This window comes from Clostridium disporicum, assembly GCF_001405015.1.
Classification (GTDB): domain Bacteria; phylum Bacillota; class Clostridia; order Clostridiales; family Clostridiaceae; genus Clostridium; species Clostridium disporicum_B.
Genome location: NZ_CYZX01000013.1, coordinates 1 through 17,421 on the forward strand (window position 1 = coordinate 1; position 17,421 = coordinate 17,421).

Below are 17,421 nucleotides of genomic sequence, written 5' to 3' on the forward strand. Positions count from 1 at the left end.
TTTTTAAATATATTGAAGGTTGGTATAACAGAAAAAGGCTACACTCTTCTATTAATTACATGACTCCAGATCAATGTGAATTATTAGCTAGAAGTGCAGCATAAAAAAGTTTGACTTTTTGTGTCCAAAATATTGACATAAGACCATATCTAACATAGGTAGCGTATGTGTATACCACACTTCTATACCTTCTTCTAATTCTTTAAAAGATTTCATAGTAGCTTTTCCATAAAGACTAGCAATCTTCCAAATACTATTATTAAATGTCATTCCATTTGCTATATCGTTATCTACAGGAGCTCTCCAAAAGTTTAGCTTAGGTCTTTCTAAAATATATTCCTTACCATCATATACATAAGAAACTAATCCACCTTTAACTCTTGAGAATAATACTCTAAAGTTTTCTCCATGTACCCCTACGTGAATATCTCCATCTACAATAGAAAGATTTCCTTTATATTCTTTTTTATCTTTTTTTACTACATAAAGTACTTTTTGCTCAAAAGCAATTTCGTAGCCTTGTTCTGCCCATATTTCATCTTTACTTAAACAGAAAGAAACTGTTAAAATATATTCTCCAATATTATTCTCTCTTACAAATGGTATCTCAATACTCTTCTCGCTCATTGGAGCTAAATCTATAATGGTAGTCTTTCTATCTATTTCTACCCCATCTCTAGTTAAAATAAAGAAACATTCATATTCATTCAGATTAGTAAATAAGTTTTTGTTTTTTATATTAATCTTATCTTCTAATATTATTATTTTTATATTTTGATAACAATATTTAACCTCTGCCATCTTAGGAGTAACTTCTCTGTTAGCAAATACTAACCCATTTCCACAGAAATTATAATCTGTTGGTCTATCTTCAAAATCACCTCCATAAGCTAAGAACTTTTTACCATTACTATTTTCCTTTACTATAGCTTGATCTATAAAATCCCATATAAATCCACCTTGATATAAAGGATCCTCTTCCGTTAAATCTGTATATTTATATAAAGCACCTAAAGAATTTCCCATGGCATGTGCATATTCACAACATATCATTGGCTTATCTCTATTTTCCTTTAAAAATTCTTTTATATTGTGTACCTTTGTATACATTTGACTTTCAATTTGTGATGTATCATTTTATCTTCTATCTTGGAATACACCTTCATAATGTACAAGTCTAGTATTATCTTTACCTTGTAAAAATTTGCTCATCTTATAAATATCTTCTCCACCATAAGACTCATTTCCACAAGACCAAATCAATATAGACGGATGATTTTTATCTCGCTCATACATAGAGTTAGCTCTATCTAATAATAAAGGCACCCACTCTTCTTTATCATTTGGAAGTATATTCTTATCATTGTATTTTCTTGGACCAGTACATAAGCCCCAAGTACCATGTGACTCAAGATTTACTTCATCAATAACATATAACCCATACTCATCACATAATTCATAAAATCTTGTATTATTAGGATAATGGGAGGTTCTAACGGCATTTATGTTATTTTGCTTCATAGTTTTTAAATCCCAAATCATATCCTCTTCAGAAACTACTCTACCACTATTACAATTAAATTCATGACGGTTCACTCCATTAAATACAATTCTCTCACCATTTAACTGCATTATTCCATTCTTTAGTTCAAATCTTCTAAAGCCTACTTTTTGCATTACTGTTTCAATTACTTCACCATCTGCAATTAATAATATTTTTAGAGTATATAAGAATGGTGCTTCTGCACTCCATAAATTAGGATTATCTACTTTTATTTCTAAATCTATAGTTATCTCATTCTTAATTGATATATTATCTTTTTCTCCACTTATAATAACTTCATCATCTTTATCTAATAACTCATATTGAACTATAGCTTCTCCATTACCATTAAGTATTAAATTAGATTTCAGTATTCCATTTTTATATTTATCATCGACCTCTGCAACAACCTTTAAATCGTATACATGAACTTTAGGAACACTATATACAAATACATCCCTAAATATCCCTGAAAATCTCCAAAAATCTTGATCCTCAAGCCAACTACCTGAGCACCACTTGTATACTTGAACAGCAATTTTATTTAATCCTACTTTCAAAACTTCACTTATCTCAAACTCTGAAGGTGTAAATGTATCTTCACTATACCCTATAAATTTTCCATTTATATATAAAGCAAATGAACTTTCTACGCCTTGGAATGATAAGTATATCTTATTGTTATCTTTTAAATCATCCTCTGTTAGTTCTAAAAATTTAACATAGCTTCCTACTGGATTAAAATCTTTTGGAGCTTGTCCTTCAGGAACATTTTCACATCCATCCCAAGGATATATTGTGTTTACATACTGTGGTCTGTCATATCCTTGCATTTGAATATGTCCTGGTACTTTTATCTCAGCCCATTCATCAACGTTAAAGTCTTCTTTATAAAAATTCTTTTCTACATTGTCTAAATTATCACTATAGCTAAATTTCCAATTACCATTTAAAGAATACTTAAATGTATTATATCCTTCAAAATAATGGTCTGAATGTGCCTTGCATCTATTAATTTCAAATACCTTTGGATCATTCAATATAGATATTATATCTTTCATATTAGTCACCTCTCATAAAACTAGCTTTCAAAAAAAGTATACTGAATGTTTAAGTTTATTTAAATCACCTAAAATTTATACTCAATATTTTTATATTTTGTAACAATATATCAACATTAAAATATTATAAAATAAAGTGCGAGCTACTTTATTTTAACTCGCACTTTATTCTTGCTTCTATCTTAATATATTTAATAACTATTTAGAGTACTCTACAACAGTGCCTAAAGCTAGATTTATCATATTTTCAAAGGCATGTTGTCTTTCTTCTACAGTTGCTTTCTCATTAGTTAAAGCATGATCTGCTACAGTTAATAAACATGCTGCTTTCTTTCCTGCAACATTTGCATTATGTAATAGAGCGAAAGATTCCATCTCTACTCCAAGGCATCCGTATGTGTCTCTTATATGGTGTAATACACTTTTATCCTTTGTATAGAACGCATCAGTTGAATGTATTCTTCCTGTCTTTATATTAATATTTAATTTATTGGAAACTTCCTTAATAAGAGTATTTAGTTCATTATTTGGATAAACAACATCTTCTTCATATCCACTATAAGTTTTTGCATAGGTGGATTGACTCCAACTACTTTCAACTAGCATTACATCATGCATATTTAACTTTTCACTATAAGCTCCAGTAGAACCTATTCTTATAATAGCTTCCACATCATATTTATTAAAAAGCTCATGAGAGTATATTCCCATTGATGGGCCTCCCATACCTGATGCCATTATAGTTACTCTTACACCTTTATAATATCCTGTAAATCCAAACATATTTCTAACTTTATTTATTTGTACCGCATCTTCTAAATAATTTTCTGCAATAAATTGTGCTCTTAAAGGGTCCCCTGGCATAAGTACAATTTTTGCAATATCTTCTCTATTAGCTTCTATATGTATAGTTCCCATTATTTCTCTCCTCCAAAAATAAAATGCAAAGCGCTTTATTAATGGGACGTTTAAAATGAAAAATGGCAAATTGATAAAAGCTTATTTAATCAGCTTCATCATTAATTTGCCATTCTCTCTTTGTCATTTATCATTAATAACAGAGCTTCGCTCTTAATATTTCTATTATGCTATTACGTTGACATTTCCTTCTGCAATAGCTTCTTTTCTTAATTCATCTTTTTCCATAGCCTTAAAGAATGGATAGTATACTGCTGTCATAAATATTACATTAAATATTGCTAAAGCAAATGCTTTCCAATCTAATGTTAATAAGAATGCTTGGAATCCTGGTGGTAAGAATCCTGGTGCTTCATATAATGGAAGCCCAACTAATCCTGTTGACATAGCTAAGTAATTTAATCCTGCAACTATTACTGGTCCAAATACGAATGGTATAAACATAAATGGATTCATTATTAATGGTGCACCAAATATTACTGGCTCATTAATTCCAAAGAAACTTGGTATAATACCTAATTTACCTATAGCTTTAAGTGATTTAGCTTTACTTCTCATCATTAAGAAAACAAGTCCTAAAGTGATTCCTGACCCTGTAACTTGTAAGAATCCATAGTAAAATCCAAAAGTAAATACGTGTTGAGGAGCTTGTCCTGCTGCTACAGCTGCTGCATTTGCTGCACCATAGCTAATTGCGAATGCTGCCCATACACTTGATGTTATTGAAGCTCCATGTAATCCAAAGAACCATAATAATTGAGTTAAGAATATAACTAACATAACTGCTGGTAATGAGTCCATTGAAGTAATTGCTGGAGCAAGTAACTTCATTATTAGTTGTGGGAATGTTACCCCTGCTACATTCATACAGATTATTGATCCTGCAACTGCTAAAGCAAAGTTAATTACTAATGGAATTAATATTGTAAATGATTCAGCAACCATTGGTGGTACGCTATCTGGCATTTTAATTACTAACTTCTTTTCTTTACATAATCTACTTATTTCAACAACTACAATTGAAACTATCATACTTACAAATAAACCTTCAGCACCTAAAGATGATACATTCCAAATTGTTGAATTCGCAAAATCTTCAATTGATACAGATAATACTAAGTGACATACAACTGATGTTATTCCTATTAAACTTGAATTCAAATTATATTTCTTTTGTAAACTATCTGCAATGAAAAATGCAGCATATAAAGACATAAGATTAGTTGTAAAAAATCCTGCTAAATTAAAATAATTAATATATGTATTTACGAAATTATAAAAAGCACTGTTTGGAAATAAGTTTGCAACCCCAATCGGAATTAAGCTAAAAGACCCAATTATGATTATTGGAATTACAGCTATGATACCATCTTTAATAGCTTGTAAATGCTTTTGTCCTTCAATCTTCTGAGCGATTGGCATTAAAAACTTTTCCATAAATTTAGAAAAAGCACCTTGTTTCATTCTATTACCCCCTGAGTTTCCGTTAAATTTAATTTTATTATACTTACCCTACAACACGTATTCAAACAAACATTTTCCTCTCTAGTTAGGAAAAACTATTATTTAAATCCTTTTCAGTCGAATATTTCTTCTTTTTTCTTATATAATTTTCGTCACATTCTCTTTGTACATTTTTTTATCACTAATTATCTTTTATTAAAACTATAAAATCTTTCAAATTTTAAACAAAAATAAAAGCTATACCCTCAGATAATTAACTGATGATATAGCTCTATACTACAAAATTTAAATCTATTAATAAATATTAATTTATATTACTCTATAAAAATTAGCTAAGTTCTGGCCAATACTCTTTATTTACTACTATAAAATCATCTAAAAGTTCTTTTGCAACTGTTGCACTTGGCACTGTTTTAGATAACATTAAAGCTTGCCATAATTTATGATATGACTTTTCAATCCATGCATCAACCACTAACTTCTCTACAGCTAATTGTTGTTCTATTAATCCTTTTTGGAATGTTGGAATATTTCCTACAGACAATGGTTCGTACCCATTCTTTCCAACAATACATGGTATTTCAACCATAGCATCATCTTGAATATTAGAAATAGCTCCATTATTTTCAACTATTAACAACATTCTTTCTTGAGTATTGTAAGCTAAAGCTGTTGCTAAATCTACTATAAACTCTGCATGAATACCTATTTGTAAACCTGAACCTTCTGAATGACCTTGTTTTTCAATTAAAGCACAAGCTCCAAAGACTTCCTTTTCTCTTCCATCAATAACTTCATTTGCACGAGTATATTCTGGGTTAGAGTGGTTTACAACATAGTCTGGGAATAAATAATATTTTAAATAACTACTTGGTATTGTAGTTAAATCAGTTTTAACTATTTCTTTAGTGAAAAGATTAGTTTCAAACCAACTGTCTTTCTTAGCAGTGCTCATTCCCTCTTCACCATTAATAAATCCATACTCTTTTATATGTTCAACAAGCTTTGGTAGTAATTCATTTCCTTCTTTATCTTTAATAGATGTATACCACCCAAAGTGATTTAAGCCGTAATATCTTATATCCATATGTTTTCTAGATTCTAAGCCAGCAATTTTAGCTATATTATGCTCCATACCTATTGGCATATCACAAATATTTATAACACGAGAATCAGGACGTAATCTTCTAACTGCCTCTGCAACTATTGATGCTGGATTTGAGTAATTTAGCATCCAACAATCTGGTGAATACTTTTCCATATAATCAATATTTTCAAGCACACCACCTATAGATCTCATTCCATAAGCAATTCCACCTGGTCCACAAGTTTCTTGTCCAACAACTCCATGTCTTAATGAAATCTTTTCATCCATTTCTCTCATTTCAAGCTTACCAACTCTTATATGAGCAAGACAGAAATCTACATCTGTATAAGCCTCTTCTGGATTTGTTGTTGCTACATATTCAATTGAAGGATCTTTTTCCTTAATTAATATTTCACAAGCCTTTGCAACCTTATTTTGTCTTTCTTCATCATTATCGTATAGCTTAATTTTTCTTAATGGAAGTCTATCTAAATTATCTAATAACATTAAAATAATTTCTGGTGTATAAGTACTTCCTCCCCCTGCTATAACAACTGAAAATTTTCTCATAGTAAATTCCTCCTTTTAACTTTTACTCTACAATTTTAAGAATATTTTTATTTTCTTCTTTACTCTGTACTTGATAAGTTAAATAAGTTCATCTACTAAATTAAGTAGACTATTGTCTAAAACTTTAAGTACCATAAGAAATTTTCTTTTCAAGTCAATTATATTTATTAAAGCTTTACATCTCAACCCATAAATTTCCTAACGCTTAGGAAAGATTAAAAGAGCAGAGAGTTATTCTCCCTGCTCTTTTTAACTAAAATTGATCTTTTCCGTAAACAAATGCGTTTTCTACTGCTTCTTCTGGCTTGTATACTTCTAAGATTTTTCCATATCTTTCTCTATAATCATTGTCAATCTTAAGTTGAGGTATTACTTTAGTTCCTTCTTCAAAGAAGTGCTTTGAACCTCTTCCCATCTCTTGACCTCTCTTAGTGTGCTTATCTAAAGCAACATCCATAACTTCAACTTTTTTACCCATTGCAAAGCTCTTAATTACTATGTTCTTTAAGTAATCACTTGAACGGTCTTTAGTGCTTTCTGCTAAAATTCTTGTTGCATGGATGAAGTACATTGGTTGATCTCCATCATCATATGGATAGTTCTTTCTCATTTCATTTAATGCATTAACTTGAACTGCTGCATCTAGATTACCAAATCCAATATCTTCAACAGATATAGTTAATATTCTTCTCCATAATTTATCTAATAATTGTGGTGAAGTTATATATAATTCATATGCATATTCACATGCCTCTTCTACCATTGATCTTCTTACTGCTTTTTGATAACATGAAATAATTTCATCTGCTGCAAAACCATTTCTTGTTTTTATTTCTGCCCACATACTATAACTCATAATAATTTCTCCTTGTTTTTACACTTATTTATATTTAAAGTTATTTGATATTCTTAGATAAATCAATGAACCATTGTAAAAATTCACTTTTCTCTTCTAAGTCAATCAATGATCTTAATATACATTTATTTAAAGCTACTCTTTTAAATAATTCATATAAAAGACTTAAATCATAATTTGCTTTATATGATTGTGTTGATAAAAATATAATTCTTATATTTTTTCCTTTATATGAAATAGGTTTCTTTAAAATAGCTACACTTACTAAAAGCTTCTCTGAGAAAATATTCCTTGGCCGTGGTATCATAACAAACTCTCCAATAACCGTAGGATATTCTCTTTCTCTAGACAATACATCATCTACGAATTCTTTTTCATTAAAAATATAACCTGCTTTTTTAAGCTTTTTAGCTTGTCTCATTATTATTTGATCAAAGTTATATTCTTCATCATATATATCTATTAAGTCTTTATCAAAGTACTTCTTAATAATATCTTCAAATTTATTTCCTATATTAACTTTATGCATCATTTGCTTTAATCTTTTTATATCATTACTATCTGGTATACTTTCAATTACGCAGGTAGGTACTTTGACTTCTTTTTCTATATTAATAGGCGATATAATAATATCTGCATCTTCTACATATCTATAGTTATTTAATTGATTTAAAGATATTTTCCCTACAATTTCTACCTTATTGTAAAAATTATCATTAATCCAACGCTGAATTAAACTATTAATCCCCACTCTCGAATCTGTTATCATAAGAATCTTAGTTTTATAACTAAAACTATTTAAAAGTGGTTCTAGATAAATTGCTATATTAGCTACTTCATCATCTTTTGTGTACTTATTAAAATACTTATATATTATCTCAACTATTAGCATTGAAATTTCATAAGCAAACGGATATCTATTTTTAATGTCACTCTTTATAGAATTTACAAATTGATAGTCACTTTGTATACGTCGTAACATATATTCCATATACTCTAATAAATTTCCTAAAAGTTCATCACTATCATTTAAATCAACATCATATCTTTCTTTAATTGCACGAATAAAATCACTTAAAACAATATTAGTAATTTCACTTATCTCATTTTCAGAGGTTAATTTTTTAGTCCATAAAAAATTATAAATAGACTCTATATCATTTTTATTTAACTTAACTCCAGCTTCTATTAAATCCTCTATTGTTTTTAATGCTTTCTTATCTGTTAATTTATTTTTACTTTTCTGATTACAAAAACCATTGTTGCTTCTTATTTGAGCAATATATAAAAGCCAACTTAGTATAACTATATATTCTTCATCAACAAAGTTCTTTTTATCTATAAAGCACTTTTTTACTTTATCGCAAATGTAATGTAACTCTTCTAAGCTAAAGTTATCATCAAATATAATCTGCACTTCTTTTAATGATATTGTCTTTTCAAAAACACTGACACCAACTATTTTAAAAAGTAACTTTCTAATCTCTTCTTCAGATGCCTCAACAAAAACATACTCTTTTTCGTATTTTATTCCATTAAAGAAATATTGGGTTGCCATACTTTCCTGTAGACTCTTAATAACTTTATATACCGTTCTTGTAGAAACAAACAATATTTCACTTAAATCATATATACTTTGTTTTCCTTCAAAAAGAATTTTACCTAATACAACAAAATCTCTATGATCATCTAAATGATAGGCTGAATTTAATCCTTTTTCGTTATTCAATATTTCCTTTAACTTTTCTATATACTCATTTTTTAGAAAATATCCACTTTTATGAGATGATGAAATAGTTATATTATCATTACTTAAAAGTGAATTTATCTGTGAGATATCATTTCTGATAGTTCTTGATGAAACCGAAAGTTTTTCTCCAATATTAGAACCAGTAATTCCTGATGTATTCTTTAGAATTATCTCTAATATATTAGTTTGCCTTTTAGTAAACATAGCGCACCTCTTAACACTTTTTATCGTATGCAAATATGCGCTAAACTCACTTTAATGATTAAATCATTTCTAATCACTTTAACTAAATTTTAATAAAGCTTTGGTAACGATTCAAATATTCTTTTTCCTATTGGTTAGGAAATTGGGCAAGCGCACTTTAAAAATTCTTATATTACATTAATTATAGTATATAAAAAAGCACATATCTTTTCAATTTTCGACAAAAAAAATAAAGTGCGAAGCAAGCTTCACAGTGAAAAGTCGACTACATCGAGGTGAAAATGCTACTATCGTAACGATGAAAATTTAACTAAAGTTAAAGTGAAAAGTATTAATATGGACACTTTTCACTATTGCTATAAGCAATATTTTCACTGTCATGTCAGTGACTTTTTCCCTTTTGACGCAGTGAAACTTTTCACTAAAGTGCTTCGCACTTTCTTTCTATTATTCGTTATTTTTAACTTTCGATGTCATAATCGGTATTATAGTTGCTATAACTAATATGATTAACAGTATTATAGCCATCATATTTCCACCTAAAAATCCACTTGGAACTCTTGGTTTAACAATTCCTGTTACTTGTAATATTATTCCTAATAATCCTATTATAGATCCACCGGCAACAAGTCCTGATGAAAGGCTAATACCGTTAGAAACCTTAACTTCTTTCTCTTTTTCACTCTTACTCATTTTTTCTATAAATAAACGTATTAAAGCTCCTACTAAAATTATTGATGTTGTTGATATAGGTAAATAGAAACCTATTGCTATAGTCATTATAGGAAGATTTAACATAAATAAGAATAAAGCTATTACTATTCCTACTAAAATCATTGGCCAAGGTAAATTTCCTGACATAATACCTGAAGTTAAAGTAGACATTAAGTTAGCTTGAGGAAGTGCAAAAGGTGCATCAGCCCCTGTAATTCTTAATTGATCAGCAAGAACTAAAATTGTTCCTGTAACTACAACTACTCCTACTATACTAGCTAATGCAAAGTAATTTCTCATTTCTTTTCTGCTTCCACCTATTATGTAACTTACTTTTTGTGATTGGCTATATCCACCTGCTACTGATATAGCAACTACCATAAACTCTGCAAATAAAAGTAGTGACTTATTATCAGATTGACCTTTCCAACCCATTATTACAAAAACTAAAGTTAATATAACTAAAGCTGCTATTGTCATACCTGATACAGGAAGATTAGATGTACCTATAGTTCCAGCCAATCTTCCAGAAACTATTACAAATAGCAAAGCTAATATAAGAGATACGAGAGCAGCTACTATAGCCATAGTAATACTTCCAGAAATAAAGAAACCTGCTACAAAAGCTAGAGCAATTCCTACTAAAAGTATTATCATCTCACCAGAGTTTTTTTCTCCACCAGAATTAGATTTAGCTTTTAAAGTTTCTTTTAATGATACAACTATAGTTGGTATAAGTTTAATTGCTCCGATAATTCCACCACAAAGCATCATACCTGCACCAATGTATTTAACATATCCTCCTGAAATTGCATTAACATCCATCTGATTAATAGCAACAGTTGTATCATTCCATGAAGTCATTCCTTCTGATGCCATATCACTAAAGTATCCAATTAAAGGAGCAACACCAAAGTTGGCTAGTATTGATCCTGCAAACATAGTTAAAGATACTTCTAAGCCAACTATAAATCCAATTCCTAATAAAAGAGGATTTACTTCTGTTGAGAACTTCCATTTATAAAATTTACTTCCTAAGAAAGTCATTGTATTATTAACTACATTTAAGAAAGAACTAGTTAAAACATTTATAATTCCGCTTATTCCAAAACCTATTCCCATAAACTTTATTGCATCTCCACCTGTTTCTGAAGCAACAAGTGTCTCTGAAATAGCTAAAGATTCAGGGTACATAAGCTGACCATGTTCTTCTACAATTAAGTAATTATAAACTAATGAAGTAGCTCCTATTCCAAATAAAGCTCCTGCAACGCTTACACTTACTCCTTCTAAGAAGCTAACATTACTTCCTATTAATATAACTGCTGGTAATACATAAATCATCCCACTTGCTATAGATTCTCCACCACTAGACATACCTTGAATAATATTTTTTCCAAGGATTCCTTTCTTTTTAGCAAAGACTCCTACAAGCATTGAACCAATTATAGCTCCTGGAATTCCTGCAGCAACTGTTAATCCTGATTTCATACCAGAATAAGCTGTAGATGCTGCAAATACGGCAGCTAAGACAACTCCAATTATCATTACTGCCACGTTTACTCCTTTTTTAGACTTATCAGTTACAAATGGAACATAATCTTTTCCATGTACTCCACCGTAAGCCTCTTTAGGTAACTTGTTTTTCATAATAACCCCTTTCCTTTACTGTCTTAAATTCACTAAAATAGTTTTTAGATATAATGCTACATTTTTCTACACATTATTTAGTATTTGTAAAAAAATTTATTTTATAATGAATTTATTTTTGAAAGGTAGTTAAACTAATTATGAATTCAAAAAACATCTCATTAAACTTAATATTTTTTATATCAAAAATATTAAAAGGGCGATTATATAATCGCCCTTAATACATTTTTATACTTTCTAATGATTCTTCATAGTTTAATATTACTGTAATGTATTTACTATATTCTATATCCTGAATTTCACACTTGCATCCATAGGCCTTTTCTATTTTTCCAGTATAGTTTTTTAAATCACTAACACTTCCCCCAATAGCCACTTCTACAAGTATAACTATTGCATTACCATCTTTATAGTAACGCTTTATTCTATATTTATCTAATCCTAGTTTGTCCCATCTTCTAAATACTATTAGCAATTTCCTTTTTAAATAATCTACTCCACCTATAACTGCTATACCACTACCTAAAATCAATCCTAAATTTAATAACCCCATATTTACCTCCATACTATATAGAACTTAACTCTATATAACATCGATATGAAATATTGAATTGTATTATTCACACTCTAATAACTTAATCCATATCCAAAAATATAAGTAAATCTAATACTATAAAGAACTAACTAAATATTAAAATATCTTTTAAACGCCTTGGCAATCCCATCATTATCTACAGTATCTGTTACATCATGTGCAATTTTCTTAATTTCTTCTAAACCATTTCCCATAGCTATACCATGACCTACAAGCTCTAACATTTCTTTATCGTTAATGCCATCACCAAAGGCATAACTGTTTTCTTTTTCAATCTCTAATTTTTTATATAAATACTCGCAAGCAGTCCCTTTAGTAAACCCTTCACGATACACATCCATTCTAATCAATCCAGTACGATAAGGTACTATTGTAAAACTATCCTTTAACTCATCATAACAAGCTTCAAGTTTTTCAATGCTATCAAATAATACACAGCAAGATACCGCTTCAACATCACTTGCTTTAAATTCTTCTATAATTCCTATTGGTCTTTCACTTGTTCCTGAAAACATTTGACGATGCTCAATAACAAGAGAATCATCTAAAAAACTATTCCAAGTATCAACATGTCCACCAAACATGAAACGTCCATCAAACTTTAAATATGTATCAATTTGCCTTTGTATCTCATCACAAGTAAAAATATCATCAACTAAAATTTCATTATTAAAAACAATATAATGTCCATCATTACAGATGTATCCATTAAAATCAATATCTTTTATACTCTCTGGAGCTGCTCCTCTTGCAGTTGCAACTACAATATAGTTTCCTTGTTTTTTAAATTCATTTAACACACGTATTGTTTCTTTTGTTGGATGTAGTAATCCATTTGGTACATTAACCATAGTTCCATCAATATCAAAAAAGGCTATTTTCTTACTCATTTATTTTCATCCCCACCTATAATTTTTTTCATATTATACTTATTTATAATATAGCACACAAAATTTACATATTATTTCTTAATTTGAAAATCTTCATGTAATCCCTTTAAATTCATCTATAAAGCCCTTTAAACCTATGATAATAATAAATCCATAATCTATTACTAAAATAGATTAAGCCCAAGTATTAGCTATACTAACACTTGGGCTTATTAAGTAAACTATGTTAAATCTTCTCCATTACTTTCTATAACTTTTTTGTACCAATTAAAACTTTTCTTTTTATAACGCTTTAATGTTCCATTTCCTAAATCATCTCTATCAACATAAATAAATCCATAACGCTTTGACATCTCACCAGTTGATGCACTAATTAAATCTATACATCCCCAAGCTGTGTATCCCATTAACTCAACACCATCTATATCAATGGCATCCTTCATAGCCTTAATGTACTCTCTTAAATATTCAATCCTATAATCATCATTAACAGTTCCATCTATCAATTCATCTTTAGCACCTAAGCCATTCTCTACAATGAACATTGGCTTTTGATAACGGTCATAAATACTATTTAAAGTTATTCTTAATCCTAGTGGGTCAATTTGCCATCCCCATTCACTTGCTTTTAAATAAGGATTTCTTAATGTTGGGAATACATTTCCTTCTGTATATTTATTAACTTCAGGATCAGCACTAGTAAGTCTTGAAGAATAATAACTAAATGATACAAAATCTACTGTATTTTCTTTAAGAAGTTGTAAATCACCCTCTTCAAGTGGTAGAACTACACCTTTTCTTTCCATTTCCTTTAATGCATATCTTGGATAAGCTCCTCTTGCTTGAACATCTATAAAGAAATAGTTTTCTCTATCCTTATTCATAGATTTCCATATATCATTTGGATTTGGTGTATTAGGATAAGTATTACCAGCTGCTAACATACAACCTATTTTCATCTCTGGATCAACTTCATGAGCTATCTTAGTTGCTAAAGCACTTGCAATTAACTGATGATGAGCTGCTGTAAATAGTAATTGGTCCTTATTTTCACCTTCCTCTAATAAAATACCTGCTCCTGTGAAAGGTAAATGTAATAACATATTTATTTCATTAAATGTAAGCCAATATTTTACTAATCCGTTATAACGATTAAATAATACAGTTACTAATCTTTCATAGAAAGTAACCATATCCCTACTTCTCCATCCCCCATAAACTTTTGTTAAATGGATAGGACAATCAAAATGCGTAATTGTAACTAATGGCTCTATATTATATTTCTTACATTCTTTAAATACATTTTCATAAAATTGTAACCCTAATTCATTAGGTTTAGTTTCATCACCATTCGGAAAAATTCTTGACCATCCAATGGACATTCTAAAAACTTTAAATCCCATTTCAGCAAATAGTTTTATATCTTCCTTATAATTATGATAAAAATCGATAGCTTCTAAAGCTGGATAGTAATATCCTTCTTCAAGTTCTAACATATGTCTATCACCTTTTGATACTAAGAAACGTTCTCTTCCATGAGGCTGTACATCAACATTTGCTAAACCTCTTCCATCTACATCATATGCTCCTTCACATTGGTTAGCTGCAGTAGCTCCACCCCATAAAAAATCACTTGGAAATCCCATCTTAAGCTTCCTCCTCTTTCACTGTAACTGTAGCAATAGTTACAACTTGTCTATTATATAAATCTTTTTCTGCTATATCTAACATAGCTGTTGCTAAATCTTCATAAGTTACATAACTATTTCCATCTTCGTTGTAGATAATTTCTTCATCAGTTCCTACAATGTAGTTATTAGTATGTGGTCCCTCTAAATCAAACTTTCTTGAAGGACAAACTGCTGTCCAGTTTAAGTCTGCTCTTTCCTTTATCTTATCTACACCTAATTTAATATTTCTTGATATACCAGCTAAGGTTTCTGAATATCCTGGGACTTCATATTCTCTCATACTGTGAGTTGAATCAGTATAAAGACTTCCTGCACCTGCAATTGCAATTATCTTTTTATTAGTTCCATCTAATAATTCAATGTATTTTTCATAAGCTTCCTTATTTATTACTGGATCTGCCTTAAATCCACCACCAAAAGCACTTATAATAATCTCCGCTTCGCCTAAATCCTCTTGAGTCATTTCAAATAAATTCTTATCTATAACTTCAGTTCCTTCACAGTTTCCATTGCTCATATATGCAATTGACTTTACTTCATGCCCTCTATTTAAAGCCTGCTTTACTACTCTGCTTCCTAAGTTTCCATTTGCACCTATAACTACTAACTTCATATTTTTCTACCTCTCTTCCTCAACAACACTTAATTCAAAAATAACTGGTCTTAATCCATCTGTACAACAAGCTATATGTACATCATCAAATCCTAAAACCTTTCCACCACCAATTAATACATTTACTGGCATTACTAGTGCTTGCCAAGCCATATGACAAAAGCCTGCTGGAATATCATTACCAAATATACCTGTTGTATAAAATTCTTGTCCCTCTTTTAATACTGGGCAAGAAGTATAGTTATCATCATGTCCATATTGTTTTGCTAATTCTTTATTACATGTAGCTTTTAATACTTTTATTTTTACTTTTCTCATAATACCTCCCAAAACTTTTAATGTTATTTCTTAATTAAACTATACCCTAGAAATACAATAAAAGAAGTAAAGTTCACAAATCGTGAACTTTACTTCTTTATATGCTTTAATCTATTTGCAATAACTTTTACCATAAACATAGTCAACATATCATTTATAGCTTTATCCTTTGATGGTATTACAACAATATTATCTATTGTATTTGTATCTATATTACTATTACAAGTAAGAAGCCATTTCTTCTGCTTTAAACTATTTATTTTATTAATCAATCTTCTATCATGTTTCAATATATTCCCATTAGCACTTATTAGTAATATTATAGAATTTTCTTCAACTAATACATCACGAGTAAAATCAGTATCAGCAATCATTACAGGTTTATTCATATAATCCAAATAAAACTGAAGACTTTCACATACATTCTTCGAAGCACCATGCCCTACTGCTACAACACAAGAACATTTATCTATATCTTCAATTAAACTATCTAATGCTACATAATCTATTTTATTAGCTGCATTTCTAAAAGCATTTGTAATTAAATCCATGGTTTCAATTACATTTTCTCTTAAATTGTTTGATTTATACTCTGTAGTTGGCATATATTTTATTAAATCACAATGAATTTCACAATCATATTTAAAATCCTTAAAGGTTTCATATCCTAACTTTTTTGTAAACTTACTAATCATTGATTTAGAAACAAAGCACCCTTCAGCTATTTCATCTATAGACATATTCTGAATTTCTAAAATATTATCTTTTATATATTTACATATAGAATGATAAGTGTCATTAGTATAAGTTGTATTTAATATATTATTAATTTTATTCATTAACATAATTCCCCACCTCATTAATGATTATATCATAATGCATCAAAAGTTTACTTATAAAAACAAAGTGCCAATCTTACTGACGATTGACACTTTATTCTTATAGATATTTTATTTAAAGTTTATAAGTGGTAGCTTGTTTTTATTTTATTACTTTTTGCTATATCCTTTATCCCTGAAGAATCATAACCTAATGCCATAGCTGCAACTGGAAAATATTCATCTTCTAACCCAAGCTTTTTACAAAATTCCAGATCATTTTTTACTGCTTCGATAGCTCCTAAAAGATATACACTTTGAATTCTTAGATTCGTAGCCATTAAAATCATATTTTCTATAATACAGCTGGCATTACAGTAATGAACTAATTCATTTTCACATTTCTTTGCACTTACTAATAAAATTGTATTAGCAGAATATGTTGGATGTTTAATTTCTCCACCAAAGAAAGTAGAACCTACCTTATCAAATTCATTTAGTAAATCTTTATTTTCAATAACTGTAATCAAAAGTTGGTCATACTGCCCTTTACCTACAGGTGCTAAATATCCACTTTTTAAAATTAGCTCTAAATCTTCTCTAGATATTTTTTTATCACTAAATGAACGACAAGAATATCTCTTAGACATAATATCTATTAATTCCATATGTCCTCCAC

At 29.3% G+C, this 17,421-nt stretch carries 14 protein-coding genes and 1 pseudogene; all 15 read right to left on the reverse strand.

What is annotated here, in order from left to right:
- Positions 1-87: 87 nt before the first annotated feature.
- A complete protein-coding gene (locus ARA56_RS09765; RefSeq protein ID WP_242855922.1) occupies positions 88-801 on the reverse strand; it encodes a DUF4981 domain-containing protein in 714 nt (237 codons plus the stop codon).
- Positions 775-2,604, reverse strand: a pseudogene (locus ARA56_RS09770) (glycoside hydrolase family 2 TIM barrel-domain containing protein); the annotation flags it as partial. The pseudogene ARA56_RS09770 and the gene ARA56_RS09765, both read right to left, overlap by 27 nt.
- Before the next feature lie 198 nt (positions 2,605-2,802).
- Complete coding sequence (deoD, locus tag ARA56_RS09775; protein WP_055266199.1) at positions 2,803-3,522, reverse strand: purine-nucleoside phosphorylase; 720 nt, start codon at positions 3,520-3,522, stop codon at positions 2,803-2,805.
- Positions 3,523-3,687: 165 nt separating this feature from the next.
- Positions 3,688-4,986 carry a PTS sugar transporter subunit IIC gene (locus ARA56_RS09780; protein WP_055266201.1) on the reverse strand — a complete coding sequence of 433 codons (1,299 nt, stop codon included), beginning with the start codon at positions 4,984-4,986 and terminating at the stop codon, positions 3,688-3,690.
- Between the two features lie 328 nt (positions 4,987-5,314).
- Positions 5,315-6,643, reverse strand: a complete 1,329-nt coding sequence (locus ARA56_RS09785; RefSeq protein WP_055266203.1) for a 6-phospho-alpha-glucosidase — start codon at positions 6,641-6,643, stop codon at positions 5,315-5,317.
- A 253-nt stretch (positions 6,644-6,896) separates the two neighbouring features.
- A complete protein-coding gene (locus tag ARA56_RS09790; RefSeq protein ID WP_055266205.1) occupies positions 6,897-7,499 on the reverse strand; it encodes a hypothetical protein in 603 nt (200 codons plus the stop codon).
- Positions 7,500-7,539: 40 nt separating this feature from the next.
- Complete coding sequence (locus ARA56_RS09795; RefSeq protein ID WP_055266208.1) at positions 7,540-9,453, reverse strand: BglG family transcription antiterminator; 1,914 nt, start codon at positions 9,451-9,453, stop codon at positions 7,540-7,542.
- 447 nt (positions 9,454-9,900) lie between these two features.
- Positions 9,901-11,817 (reverse strand): OPT family oligopeptide transporter, encoded by a 1,917-nt coding sequence (locus ARA56_RS09800; protein WP_055266210.1) that lies wholly within the window; start codon positions 11,815-11,817, stop codon positions 9,901-9,903.
- A gap of 217 nt (positions 11,818-12,034) precedes the next feature.
- Positions 12,035-12,370, reverse strand: a complete 336-nt coding sequence (locus tag ARA56_RS09805; RefSeq protein ID WP_055266212.1) for a hypothetical protein — start codon at positions 12,368-12,370, stop codon at positions 12,035-12,037.
- Positions 12,371-12,501: 131 nt separating this feature from the next.
- Positions 12,502-13,302, reverse strand: a complete 801-nt coding sequence (locus ARA56_RS09810; RefSeq protein WP_055266214.1) for a Cof-type HAD-IIB family hydrolase — start codon at positions 13,300-13,302, stop codon at positions 12,502-12,504.
- 221 nt (positions 13,303-13,523) lie between these two features.
- Entirely contained in the window at positions 13,524-14,948 is a 1,425-nt protein-coding gene (locus tag ARA56_RS09815) for a 6-phospho-beta-glucosidase (protein WP_055266216.1), read from the reverse strand.
- 1 nt (position 14,949) lies between these two features.
- The gene (locus tag ARA56_RS09820; RefSeq protein ID WP_055266218.1) at positions 14,950-15,606 is read right to left on the reverse strand and encodes an NAD(P)-dependent oxidoreductase; all 657 of its coding nucleotides are present in this window, start codon (positions 15,604-15,606) and stop codon (positions 14,950-14,952) included.
- A gap of 6 nt (positions 15,607-15,612) precedes the next feature.
- Positions 15,613-15,924: a TIGR04076 family protein gene (locus tag ARA56_RS09825; RefSeq protein ID WP_055266220.1), complete on the reverse strand. Its 312-nt coding sequence runs from the start codon at positions 15,922-15,924 to the stop codon at positions 15,613-15,615.
- 89 nt (positions 15,925-16,013) lie between these two features.
- Positions 16,014-16,769 (reverse strand): MurR/RpiR family transcriptional regulator, encoded by a 756-nt coding sequence (locus tag ARA56_RS09830; RefSeq protein WP_055266222.1) that lies wholly within the window; start codon positions 16,767-16,769, stop codon positions 16,014-16,016.
- Positions 16,770-16,885: 116 nt separating this feature from the next.
- Complete coding sequence (locus ARA56_RS09835) at positions 16,886-17,410, reverse strand: nitroreductase family protein (protein WP_055266224.1); 525 nt, start codon at positions 17,408-17,410, stop codon at positions 16,886-16,888.
- Positions 17,411-17,421: the final 11 nt, after the last annotated feature.

Bases quoted from the DNA above. Each gene is read 5' to 3' on its own strand.
- ARA56_RS09765 (WP_242855922.1), bottom strand. From the start codon at position 801: ATGGCAGAGGTTAAATATTGTTATCAAAATATAAAAATAATAATATTA.
- deoD (WP_055266199.1), bottom strand. From the start codon at position 3,522: ATGGGAACTATACATATAGAAGCTAATAGAGAAGATATTGCAAAAATT.
- ARA56_RS09780 (WP_055266201.1), bottom strand. From the start codon at position 4,986: ATGAAACAAGGTGCTTTTTCTAAATTTATGGAAAAGTTTTTAATGCCA.
- ARA56_RS09785 (WP_055266203.1), bottom strand. From the start codon at position 6,643: ATGAGAAAATTTTCAGTTGTTATAGCAGGGGGAGGAAGTACTTATACA.
- ARA56_RS09790 (WP_055266205.1), bottom strand. From the start codon at position 7,499: ATGAGTTATAGTATGTGGGCAGAAATAAAAACAAGAAATGGTTTTGCA.
- ARA56_RS09795 (WP_055266208.1), bottom strand. From the start codon at position 9,453: ATGTTTACTAAAAGGCAAACTAATATATTAGAGATAATTCTAAAGAAT.
- ARA56_RS09800 (WP_055266210.1), bottom strand. From the start codon at position 11,817: ATGAAAAACAAGTTACCTAAAGAGGCTTACGGTGGAGTACATGGAAAA.
- ARA56_RS09805 (WP_055266212.1), bottom strand. From the start codon at position 12,370: ATGGGGTTATTAAATTTAGGATTGATTTTAGGTAGTGGTATAGCAGTT.
- ARA56_RS09810 (WP_055266214.1), bottom strand. From the start codon at position 13,302: ATGAGTAAGAAAATAGCCTTTTTTGATATTGATGGAACTATGGTTAAT.
- ARA56_RS09815 (WP_055266216.1), bottom strand. From the start codon at position 14,948: ATGGGATTTCCAAGTGATTTTTTATGGGGTGGAGCTACTGCAGCTAAC.
- ARA56_RS09820 (WP_055266218.1), bottom strand. From the start codon at position 15,606: ATGAAGTTAGTAGTTATAGGTGCAAATGGAAACTTAGGAAGCAGAGTA.
- ARA56_RS09825 (WP_055266220.1), bottom strand. From the start codon at position 15,924: ATGAGAAAAGTAAAAATAAAAGTATTAAAAGCTACATGTAATAAAGAA.
- ARA56_RS09830 (WP_055266222.1), bottom strand. From the start codon at position 16,769: ATGTTAATGAATAAAATTAATAATATATTAAATACAACTTATACTAAT.
- ARA56_RS09835 (WP_055266224.1), bottom strand. From the start codon at position 17,410: ATGGAATTAATAGATATTATGTCTAAGAGATATTCTTGTCGTTCATTT.